We start from the raw sequence: 11,956 nt of genomic DNA on the forward strand, positions 1-11,956 counted from the left end.
AGGAAATTGGGAAAATATATGGAGAGGAAGACACGTAAAAAAGAAAGAACACGCTCGATTTTGATGATTATTGCCAAAATCGAGCGTGTTTTCTTTTTGAGGACGGACTATTGTCCCAGACTCGCTCTGTCATTTTTAAGACTGTACCAGTTTATATACTTTATTAAAATAGAAAATTCTTGCAATCATATAGTAGACAATCTGTATGAGAACAAAAGCACCCAATACCTGCCAGCCTGCCAGCTGCATACTCTGACCAAAGATATGGAACATTGCAGTCAGTGCTACTGCTCCATGTATCACGGAAACAATAATTGGCGTAAAAAACAAAATGCCTACTTGCTGATTAATCATCTTCTTCAGCTCTTTTTTCGCCAGTCCCATTTTATAAATCATTTTAAATTTCTCTACATCGACATCCATGTCACTGTATAAACGGAAATACAAAAAGCTGCCTGCAGATACAAAGAAAACAATTCCGATAAAAATCCCGACAAACAAAATAGGTTTATAACCGTCTATTATTGATTGTGTCATAGAGGTTTTCGCAGTAAAAAGATAGTTGCCTTCCTGCGTTTTCCCTAATGCAATCAAGTCCTCTCTGGAAGCATCTTTTGGCTGCCAGACAACACTTTTAGTATAGGTCATTTTAGCAAAATTTACTGTATCAGGAACCACTACTGTTGCATTAAAAGCTGGTAAAATTTCCTCTTTTTCACTTTTAGACACAGGCAGGATCTGCTGCCCTGCTATCTCCACCTGTGTCAGCTTTGTTGCCTGATTCCCTGTATTAAACTCACTTTTAAATTCCAATTGAACGGCCTGTCCATTTGTCTGGATTTGAGGTTTGTCTGCAACTTTAGCCAGCTGATTGTAGTCGCTCTCTGTAATATAGTTAATCTGATTCTGATCTGTGTAAAGCCTATACTCTGCCTGATCAACCTGGATTCCTTTTTCTTCCAGAAGTGCTGTAAATTCATTGCTGGTCGGCATAATTTTAATTTCTTCTCCAGAAATTTGAAATTCATAAGGGACATTAGCTGCAGACTCCAGAATCATTTGCTGAAAGCTGTAAAGAGTCCCGATTGCCGCAAAAGCAACAGTAGAAATGACAGATACAAGAAAAAACGAACGTGCATTGTCTTTCATTCTGAATGACAAATCAGAGAAAATCACCATATTGGTCTTTTTCCAAAAGATTTTCTGATTTTTTTTTAACTTCTCAATGCTCCAGACACTTAATTGGTTAAACAAGAATCTAGTTCCGACAACAACTAGGAAAATAACTGGGATCATTACAACTGGAACCATCATTCCCGGTACAAGCAATGCAACTGCATAGCCAACTCCAATCAAAACAATTGCCAATATTCCTTTTAGTAAAGAGCCTTTGATCATTCCTTTACCTAAATCGCCTGCTTTCAGCAAGGTTTGCAACTTAAGTTTTGGCAAACGAAACTGGATGAAAAAAGCTATCATAAAAAATAAAAGTGTGAATGCCGCAATCGTAATCAGCATTGCCTGCAACGGAAAATAGAAAGCCAGCTGTACATGAATTAAATGATTGCTGATCAGGAGAATAATCTGAGAAAATCCAATTCCCGCAAATCCGCCGATAAATGTTGCAAAAAAACCAATGACCAGATTCTCAATAAAGATCATCCGCTTCAGCTGTTTCGGACTCATTCCCTGAATCATTAATAATCCAAATTCTTTTTTTCTGGACTGAATAAAAACATCCATCGAATATAAAACAAAGAAAAACGAAAAGGCATAAATAATAATTGCTGCACCAAGCATCCCCTGTCTTGCACTCGCATTCAGTCCATCTGATAAAGCAGGATGAAACGCAAAACCGGTAAATGTAAAGAAGACCATCACTGCAAACAATGTACTCAGGAAGTAAGCCATATACAGCCTTTTATTTCTTATTGTATTGCGGATAACAAATTGACTAAAACTCATTTTCAACACCTTCAATCTTAGCCAAATTTACCATAATCTCATTGTAGAACTGCTTCTGACCATTCATCTGCCTAATTTCACCAATCAGCTGTCCATCTTTAATAAAGACAATTCTTTGACAGTAGCTGGCAGCCAGCGGATCATGTGTCACCATTAGAATTGTCGCTTTTTCTCTTTTGTTCAGCTGTTGGAGCAGCTTCATAACATCTTTGGAAGACTTAGTATCCAGATTCCCTGTCGGTTCATCTGCAAGCAGCAGCTGCGGCTGATGGATCATCGCTCTTGCCACTGCTGCACGCTGTGCCTGTCCTCCGGAAATTTCAGCAATTCTCTTTTTGAGCAAAGGCGCAATTCCCAGCTGTTCTGATAATCTGCTCAGTTTTTTCTTCATCACCGAAATTTTTTCTCCATCCAAAGTCAGCGGCAGTACAATATTTTCTTCCACTGTCAAGGTCGGCATCAGGTTAAAGCTTTGAAAAACAAAACCAAGTTCTCTTCTTCTGAATTTAGCAATAGCCTCCTGATTCAATTCATTTGGATTTTTTCCATTTAGTTCAATCGTTCCTGAGGTTGGCTGATCAATTGTTGCCAGTAAATTCAAAAATGTACTCTTCCCACTTCCGGAAGGTCCCATAATTCCTATAAATTCTCCATCCTCAACAGTAAGATTCAAGGCTTTTAAAGCTTTATATTTAATTTCATCTCCATAGGTTTTACTTAGATTTTTTACTTGCAGCATTTTTCTCACTCCATTTTCTTTTTCCTTTCATTCTATAGGAGACACTGCTTACCAGCCATTGAAACAAATAACAAAGGACTTACATTTTTGTCATGTAAGTCCTTTGTTATTTATGCTTCATATTCAATCACGTAAGGATGCATGGCTGTGTTATAAACAGCCTCAGAAAACTCAACAATTTGGTCGTTCTTACCAAATGATCGGCGGATTCGTTTCAGCCCTGACGATTCAGCTGTATTCAAGATTTTTTGCAGCTTGGGAGTCAACGGGATAATTTCAAAGCTATCCTCGAATCGATAAATCTCTATATGATGCTGATCAAGAATCCGATAGAGTGATTCTGTTTCGAATTGTTCTACAGTCACATCCGACAGTGCTCTTGGCAGCAGATATTCAAAATAGATATAGGGCTGGCTGTCAAGCAGATAGAGCCTTGAAAACTTCACTGCGCTGTTTCCCAGTCCTTTGTATGCTTCCATATCTTCTGACAAAGTCACAAGCTCAAGATCAAAGTTCTTTTTAATAATATCCAATCCTGAATCATGGAGATATTCTGTAAAGGTTCCTGCTTTTGATAATTTGTTGTATGGACGATTACTTAGAACAGTCGTCCCTTTTCCACTTTTCTTTTCCACCAGCTCTTCATCTGCCAACATTTCAATTGCCCGACGAATCGTAATTTTACTAACCTCAAACAATTCTTCCAGTTCTGACTCTGTCGGAAGCAGAGAACCAACAGGATATTTGCCATTTAGGATATCCGCTTTGATTTGTTCTGCCACTTCCAGATATAAGACGCTTTTTCTCTTCATATCGCTCACCCTTATCCCTATTTTATCTATCTGTTCCCGCCAAACAGCATGCAGCTCGTATTTTTTCCTTACAAACTATTCCAAACAAGAACTAATACCTTTTTCTTTTTTCCAGACACTTCTGTTGTTTCTTCTCAAAAAATAAGCTGCGTTTCCTCAGAGCTTCTTTCACTGCGCTCGTGCTTTTTTCAATTCTCAATTCCTCGTACTGTTCCGCCATGACTGCCTGTGCTTTTTGTAATAACAACTAGTTTTTTTCTTCTCTTTCTGAATCATTCTTTGTACATGCTTGAGATTCAGCCTTTTCTTTTCTGTCTTTACACTTGTTATCTGACTGTGCCATGATTCTTCCTTCTTAAAATGAAAAAAAGAACAACCGACACCCCAAGGAGGAAAGGTTACTGACAATTTATGCTTTTGGACTACCAACCAAAATATGTTTTTATGCTCTTATAAACATGATACCGCAAATAGAGCGGAATGCAATTCGATTAAGGTTGATTTCTCTAAAAAAAGAAGAAATATTTTATAAAAAAGGAAAAATCAGGTAACTTAGAAATATCTAAACAGTCTATCTTACTGGTTTCTAAACAGTCTTCAGACTGTTTATTTCTATCTGTATATCTTTCATTTTATTTCAGGGAGATATCTTTTGTTCAGATCAATCGAGCTGTTTATAGAATGGCATGATATCTACATACGAGCCATTCGAAAGCTTAAAGCCATTTGGCATAGCTCCCAGTGCTGTAGTCATATAAATGAACAGCTCCCTTATTAGCTGCTGCAATTTATACTGCTTCCCTTCTGTTTTTTAGTGTAAAAGAAGAGACCACGGAAATTCCTCCCATGGTCTCTGATACAACAATTTCTCTTAATTAATAATCTTGATCATGTTCAGGCGGTTGAACCTCTTCCTCTTCTTCCACTTCAACAAAAACTTTTCTTGGTTTGCTGCCTTCAGACGGACCGATAACATGATTGGCTTCCAGCTCATCCACCAGACGGGCTGCCCGATTATAACCGATTCTGAACCGGCGCTGCAGCAAAGAGATACTTGCTGTCTGCATTTCGATCACAAGTGCTTTTGCTTCTCCATATAGTTCATCCTGAGGATTTTCACTGCTTCCGGAAACAGCTTCTTCCGTAGGCATCATATCTTCCTGATAGTCTGCCTCCTGCTGCTCCGTCACAAAGCTCACTACACGTTCCACTTCGTGATCCGAAATAAATGCTCCCTGCACGCGTATTGGTTTATTTTCCCCCATAGGCAGAAACAGCATATCTCCGCGTCCAAGAAGCTTCTCTGCACCGTTACTGTCAATAATCGTTCGGGAATCTGTCCCGCTGGAAACCGCAAACGCAATTCTGGACGGAACATTCGCTTTGATAATTCCTGTAATAACGTCAACACTTGGCCGCTGCGTAGCAAGAATCATGTGAATACCCGCTGCCCTCGCCATTTGTGCCAGTCGAATGATTGCATCTTCCACTTCATTGCTGGCCACCATCATCAAGTCAGCCAATTCATCAACAATCACAACAATAAATGGTAAAATCGGACGGTTCTCGCCATCCTCGAGATTTTTCTGAATCACCAGCTCGTTGTAGCCGGATATATTTCTCACACCCGCTGCTGCAAATTTTTCATAACGGAATTCCATCTCCTGAACAACCTTTTGTAAAGCCTGTGCTGCTTTTCTGGGGTTTGTAACCACTGGCGTCAGCAAATGCGGAATCCCGTTGTAGACATTCAATTCCACCATTTTGGGATCAATCATCATCATTTTTACTTCGTGAGGCTTTGCTCTCATCAGAATGCTGGTAATAATCCCATTAATAGCTACAGATTTACCACTACCAGTAGAGCCGGCAATCAGCAAATGCGGCATCTTTGTCAAATCAGCAGACTGTACAACACCAGATATGTCTCTTCCCAAAGGCACTTCCAAAATTTTATCCGGATGACTTGGCTGAGCATCAATCACATCTCTAAATGATACTGTGCTGACTGTACTATTGGGCACTTCAATTCCAATTAAGGATTTCCCCGGAATCGGCGCCTCCATCCTTACATCTTTCGCGGCCAATGCCAAAGCAATATCGTCTGTCAATCCGACAATTTTACTTACCTTCACACCCACAGCAGGTTGAACTTCAAACTTGGTAACAGCCGGACCCAAGCTCGCCTTGACAACTTGAGCGTCAACACCAAAGCTCTTGAATGTCTGCTCCAAAACAGAAATATTCTTTTCAATCTTCTTATATTCTCCACTCTGGTCAGCAACAGGTACTGAGTCAAGAAGAGTCGAAAAAGGCAGTTGGTAGTCGCGGTCTTCTGCTTCAGCAGCAATATCAAAGTCAAGATCACCAGCCTCTTCCTGTTCGTTATAGTGTATCTCTTCCTGAGAATAATGCGGTTCAGACCTTTCCTGTTCCTGACTCTGAAAGCTGTCAATTGGTACCAAGGTCAACTGCTCAGGCTCCTGTTCAGGATAATCGTACTGCTCTCTTTCAGTTTGCGCCAGATGCTCTCCCGGCGTATGCTCTCTGACCTGATTCTTCTCAAGCCACTGTTCAGCCATCTCTCTGGCTCTTTCCTGTTTTTCTGCTTCCTTCATTTTTTTCTGTTCTGCACGCTTCTCTGCTCTCGCGGCCAGATGCTCATCACTTTTTGCAAATAGCGTTCCCAGTACCTTGCGAAATTTCTGAATACCATCCAACAGCTGCTGAATTTCCAGCATGCTGATCAAATAGCTGCCGGTCAATATCAACACAACAGCAACAGCATAACTCCCAAGCTGAGCAACCAGAAAATGGGTAACAGTGTACAAGCCGGCTCCGATCATTCCTCCGCCGATATTTTCAGCAATGGTGCTTCTGCTTAGATCCATTTTCAAAAAATCCCAGGTAGTATTAATAATATTAGGTGATCCGCTGCCAATATTTCGAAACCAGTAAACATGCAGGAATAGCAATACTCCTAAATATATCAGCAGCCCGCCAATAATAGGACGAGCGGATTTAATTGGAAAATTTTCTCCGAAAAGGACCAGCGAAAACCCATATAACATTAACAAAACTGCAGCAATGGTAAAGGTATTCCCCACTACCAGACGCAGTCCGTTTGCAATCAGTATCCCCAAGTATCCCAACTTTAGCAACCCCAGTAAACTAAAGCAAATAAAGAAGATACCAATAAAAATGTAACGCAGCTGTTCTTGCTGCTTTTTCTGTTTCTTTGTCTTTTTTTTCTGCGCCATTTTTTCCCCTCTTTTCAACAAATTCCATTATACCTGAAAACGAGCACGATCAAAAGTATCCCTATTCCTTTTTCAAAATTATTCACAGAAACATGATTTTATTCAGATTTACAGAGAGTTCCTTCTTAACATCCCCTTTATCAAATAGTCTAACTCTAACTAGAAATATTCTCCCATTGAAGAGGCTTCTCCCTGTTTATACTGCCTGAAACCAGTAATCTGCATTTCTCATTTAATATTAAAGAAATATAATTGTAATATTTTTGACACGCAAGTAATATTATGTAATGATTTTTCTTAGGGGAAGTTAATATTATGGAGGGTACTGGTTATGGGAAGAAAATTATTTTGTGAAATCTCACCGACAACATACAAACTATCAGTCTATAAAAATATTATCTCAAGGCATTTTCAGGATAAACTGCAAAAGCAACGATTCGCTTCAAAAAAAGAGGCAGAGAAACTGCCTGTTTGTATTTATAAACATAGTTCGTTAATTAGAAGAAAGCTTGGAAATGTCGATCAGCATCTGCAGGATAACAAAGCGGTTAATTTGGCACTGTCAACCCCAAAGGTTTCAGGAATCCTCATCCGACCGGGCGAAACTTTTTCATTTTGGAAGCTGGTAGGCTCGTGTAAGGAAAAAGACGGCTATCAGGAAGGACTGATGATAGGCAAAGAAGAAGCGATCAGCGGAATAGGCGGAGGGATGTGCCAGTTTACCAATCTAATTCACTGGATGGTTCTTCATACTCCGTTTGAAATTGTGGAACATCATCATCATGATGGGGTGGATCTTTTCCCAGATTATGGCAGAGTCATTCCTTTTGGAACTGGAACATCCATTGTTTACAACTATATGGACTACCGTTTCAAAAATTCTTCCGATCAAACCTATCAGCTTATTACTTATACAGACGACACTCATCTTCACGGAGAGCTTTATGCTGAAAAAGAGCAGCCCTACAGCTATCACGTAAAATGTGAAGATGACTATTTTAGCAGAGAACAGGGAATTGTTTACCGCAACAGCAATATTTATCAACAAGTCATTGACAAACAAACAGGAAACGAAATTAAAAAAGTACTAATTAAAAAAAATCATGCCAAAGTTGTCTACCCTACAGACCATTTAACTATAATAGAAAAGTAGAACAACCGATAAATTATTTACAGCTTAACAAATTAATAGCGTGAATGGGACAGAAATAAAGTTCCCAACTCTCTTCGTATCTAATCCCGAATAAACGGCGAGACAAAAGCAAAAATTCTTTTTGCGACGAGTAACCGCAGGAGCAACTCCTTCGGAATTAAGCCAAACTATCCTGAAAATATGAGGAGCTCCAGGGAGGTATCAATTCACAGCTAGTCATTTTATGACTAGTGTTCCTTGACAATTTTCGGATATTCCTTCTTAATTCTCGGAGCTGAACGCTTTTGTCCCGACCTTGTTTTTTCAATAATTAATCAAAGCAGCAATGTTAACTCTTAATGGTAAAAATCAAAACGTCCTTTAGCCAATACTTCTTTTACTCCGCCCGTTTCAAATAGGGAGCGATCCATAATGGCTTTCTTAACAAATGAAGCAGGATAGCCTTTAATTTCCATTTTGCCAACCTCTCCAAAAGCATGGGTGTTTCCGATAGAACAAACAGAGCCCAAAGAATGAAAAGTAAATGGCTGTGTTGATTTTCCTCTAAGCTGAGCTTTAATATTCTTTCCGGCGCACTCGCCCATTTTCAGTGAAATTTGAGCGGTTGTCGGATAAGGTCGTTGACTTTCTTCATCCATTACTGCAGAACAATCTCCGATAATGTAGACATTATCACGTCCGGGGTAAGTTAAATCAGGATTAACCATTACTCTCCCGCGTTTTTCTTCAAAGCCCGATGCGCCAATAACATGGCTGCCGCTGACTCCTGTCGTCCAAATGATGGTTCCGCCATGTAATTCTTTTAAGGTATTGTTTTCTTTGTCATCCAAATAAACAACCGATCCTTCTTTGATTTCCTTAATCGGTTTGCCTGTTAAGAACTCAACACCCCAATCTTTCAGCTTATTGATTCCATAATCAGAAAGTTTTTCACTAAACATAGGCAATAAGCGGGTAACAGCTTCAACACAATACAGCCTAATTTTTTCCGAATCTACACCAGCTGCTTCAGCCAGCTTTTTCTTTCCGTCTGTCAAAGCACCCAGCAATTCAATTCCTGTAAACCCTGCCCCGCAAACAATAATTTTCAGCGCATTTTCATCCTGCATTTCTTTATAGCTCTTCATTTGCTCCTCAATATGCTGATAGATTTTCTCAGCAGTATCCACATCAACCATTTGCAGCGAGTATTCGTCGACACCTGGGATTCCGAATGATTCAGATTCAAATCCTAAAGCTACCACCAAATAATCATAGGATAATGTCTTTCCATCTGCTAATTTTACCAGCTGCTGTTCAGTATCAATCGCACTGATGGTTCCCTGTATAAAGGTTGTACATGAATTTTTTACAACATCTCTGATCGGGTAAATGATTCTTTCGCTTTTTTGCGTACCGGCTGCTACCTCATGAAGATCTGTTGCTTCGTAATGATACTCATTTCGGTCCACCAAAGTAATTTCTATATCGGCTGCCTCTTTCTGCAATTCATGCAATGCTCTTAAACCAGCATATCCCGCACCTAAAATAACGATTTTTTTACTCATTTTATTTATCCCTCTCTCTACACGTTTATTTGATCATTCATCACTTATCGGCTGCCATCTTCTTTCACAAATATCCAAACCTTCAAATTCACAGCCACAAACCTAGCGCAAAAAAGAATACTTGAGCAAATGCTCCGACTGCCAATATTTTTACTGCACAGCTAAACGTTTTTGACTTTATCTGTTCTTTCAGAAAGCCGCAGGTCTCTTTCCAAACAAAAGGAATAACTACCACCGTCAGCAGTAGAGTCATCGGTGCCAGTCCTGCAATAACACTGTAAAAAACTGCAGATAAAGCAATCAACAATAATAAAACAAATAATGTAAGTGATTTTTTTCTTCCTAAATAGTGCACCAGTGTAAAGCGGTGATTTCTTTCATCCTCATCTAAATCACAGATATTATTTGCCAACATTAGATTGGCAATCAGACACATATTCGGAAGAGCAATCACAAACACATTGAACAAGCTTTCTCCTGTCCATTGAAAAACCTCAAACGTATTGATATAAACACAAATCAAAAGAATCATAAAGCCCATCGTAAATCCTGAAAAAAACTCTCCCAAAGGTAAACTGGATAACGGTCTAGGTCCTGAAGAATAAAAAATGCCGACTAGGTAACAATAAATTCCCATCCAAAGCAGCGGCCAGCCGACTACTGTTGAAAGTAAAATACCAATCACTGCCGAACTGCAGACCATCCATTGAATCCATTGACGAATCATTGATAATGACAATCTTTCTCTACCAATAATGTTCGTTTTTTCTTTATAATCATGTCCCTCTTTAGCATGAAGATAATCATTATAATTATCCAGAATATCTACAGCCATGTTAAAAACGATCATTGCTACAAAGTAGATAAGCACATACAATACGTGAACCTGACGATAATGATACCAACTGAAACACAGACCTAAAAGAAATGGCAAAATACTGGCAGTTTTTGCTTTTAATTCAACTAGCTCAAAAAATATTTCTCTATTCAAACTATACTCCTATCTTCAGCTTTTTATCAAAAATTTGCTTTGCAAAGTTTTGATAAGATTTACTGTATTTATTTTGGCTCTTCGTATACAATCAATAGTATTGAGCTATTGAAAGGATTATTTATGTTATGGAAAAATTTTGGACATATTTCCCATTGATCCAGCAACAGTTAGATGAAACGCGGTTGCTGATCATAGAAAAAGTCAACAGTCGCAACAAAGAGATTAAACAGGCTTTGGTTGAATTGACCAACTCCGGCGGTAAATTACTGCGCCCGGCTTTTTTCTTTATCTTTACCCAAATGGGAAATGCCGATCAACAAGACCGCCAGCAGCTGATTAAAATTGCTGCTTCACTTGAGATTTTGCATATGGCAACGTTGATTCATGACGACATTATAGACGATTCTCCATTACGTCGGGGAACACAAACCATTCAATCACGTTACGGCAAAGACATTGCAGTATATACAGGGGATCTGCTGTTTACAGAATTCTTTGATTTGCTTGCTGATACTATGAAGAATTCTAAATATCTTCAAGTTAACGCACATTCAATGAAGCGCCTGCTGCTTGGCGAGCTAGACCAGATGCATACCCGCTATAACCAAAATATCACGATTACCGATTACTTACGAAGTGTAAATGGAAAAACGGCTGAGCTTTTTTCATTGAGCTGTCTGGAAGGTGCACACTTTGGTCACGCGTCTAAAGAAATTGAACAGTTGGCTAGACGAATCGGGCGTCATATCGGAATTGCCTTTCAGGTTTACGATGATATTCTTGATTATACAGCGACCACAGAAACGTTACAAAAACCGACAATTGAAGATATTGCTCAAGGTGTTTATACACTGCCGCTGATCTTTACCCTGCAGGAACACCCCGCTCTCCTTGCCCCTTACTTAAATAAAAAGGAGCAGCTGACTGCTGAAGAAGCAGCAGAAGTCGCCTCGATTGTTCAACAACTGGATGGAGTGGAAAAAGCAAAGGAATTCGCTGATCTGATGACCGAAAAAGCCAGACAGGATATTGCCAAGCTGCCAAAAAGCACCAGCCGTAAACAGCTGCAGAAACTGACTGAACTATTACTAGTCCGTAAGTACTGATAATGCCTGATAAAAAGCATGGGGTATAAACAACTCTCATGCTTCCAGGATTGAAGCATGGAAGGGCTTTTTCTTTGAATACTCAGCGCATGTATGAACTTGCTTCTACGCTTCTTATCGAATGCTCGAATCATACAAAGACTGGAACACCGTTTATTCGGTTTTAGGGGTCTCAGACATACTTTTGTCACAGTCCCTAGTGAGAACCACAGAGACAAAACTAACAGAGCTTCTACTGGTCCGCAGTCATGAATATACTTGGTAAATACGCAGAGGGGATGTGACAACGCTACGTCGCATCCCCTTAAGCATTGACTAGTAGATGATACATGGTACCTGTCTTGTGCTAGAAGCTGGCTGCTTATATCTCTGCGATTAGC

At 39.5% G+C, this 11,956-nt stretch carries 8 protein-coding genes; 2 read left to right on the forward strand and 6 right to left on the reverse strand.

Annotation, left to right across the window (positions count from 1 at the left end; all coding sequences use genetic code 11):
- Nucleotides 1-135 precede the first annotated feature (135 nt).
- The 4 genes from IW492_RS10110 to IW492_RS10125 form a co-directional block, all read right to left on the reverse strand.
- Nucleotides 136-1,965: an FtsX-like permease family protein gene (locus tag IW492_RS10110; RefSeq protein ID WP_202067504.1), complete on the reverse strand. Its 1,830-nt coding sequence runs from the start codon at nucleotides 1,963-1,965 to the stop codon at nucleotides 136-138.
- A complete protein-coding gene (locus IW492_RS10115; RefSeq protein ID WP_202067505.1) occupies nucleotides 1,955-2,704 on the reverse strand; it encodes an ABC transporter ATP-binding protein in 750 nt (249 codons plus the stop codon). The genes IW492_RS10110 and IW492_RS10115 overlap by 11 nt, the downstream gene beginning before the upstream one ends.
- A gap of 110 nt (nucleotides 2,705-2,814) precedes the next feature.
- A complete protein-coding gene (locus tag IW492_RS10120) occupies nucleotides 2,815-3,516 on the reverse strand; it encodes a GntR family transcriptional regulator (RefSeq protein ID WP_202067506.1) in 702 nt (233 codons plus the stop codon).
- A gap of 875 nt (nucleotides 3,517-4,391) precedes the next feature.
- Nucleotides 4,392-6,776 carry a DNA translocase FtsK gene (locus IW492_RS10125; RefSeq protein ID WP_202067507.1) on the reverse strand — a complete coding sequence of 795 codons (2,385 nt, stop codon included), beginning with the start codon at nucleotides 6,774-6,776 and terminating at the stop codon, nucleotides 4,392-4,394.
- Nucleotides 6,777-7,107: 331 nt separating this feature from the next.
- On the opposite strand from IW492_RS10125, the gene IW492_RS10130 reads away from it, so the two are divergent.
- A complete protein-coding gene (locus IW492_RS10130) occupies nucleotides 7,108-7,929 on the forward strand; it encodes a VanW family protein (RefSeq protein WP_202067508.1) in 822 nt (273 codons plus the stop codon).
- 335 nt (nucleotides 7,930-8,264) lie between these two features.
- Here the strand turns inward: IW492_RS10130 and IW492_RS10135 are convergent, their stop codons facing one another.
- Both IW492_RS10135 and IW492_RS10140 read right to left on the reverse strand, forming a co-directional pair.
- Nucleotides 8,265-9,476 (reverse strand): NAD(P)/FAD-dependent oxidoreductase, encoded by a 1,212-nt coding sequence (locus tag IW492_RS10135; protein WP_202067509.1) that lies wholly within the window; start codon nucleotides 9,474-9,476, stop codon nucleotides 8,265-8,267.
- An 88-nt stretch (nucleotides 9,477-9,564) separates the two neighbouring features.
- Nucleotides 9,565-10,467, reverse strand: a complete 903-nt coding sequence (locus IW492_RS10140; RefSeq protein ID WP_202067510.1) for a prenyltransferase — start codon at nucleotides 10,465-10,467, stop codon at nucleotides 9,565-9,567.
- A gap of 128 nt (nucleotides 10,468-10,595) precedes the next feature.
- Between IW492_RS10140 and IW492_RS10145 the strand changes: the two genes are divergently transcribed.
- A complete protein-coding gene (locus tag IW492_RS10145) occupies nucleotides 10,596-11,576 on the forward strand; it encodes a polyprenyl synthetase family protein (protein WP_202067511.1) in 981 nt (326 codons plus the stop codon).
- The last annotated feature ends 380 nt before the right edge of the window (nucleotides 11,577-11,956 follow it).

Origin of the sequence: Enterococcus sp. BWB1-3 (assembly GCF_016745275.1) — a bacterium.
GTDB lineage: Bacteria > Bacillota > Bacilli > Lactobacillales > Enterococcaceae > Enterococcus_L.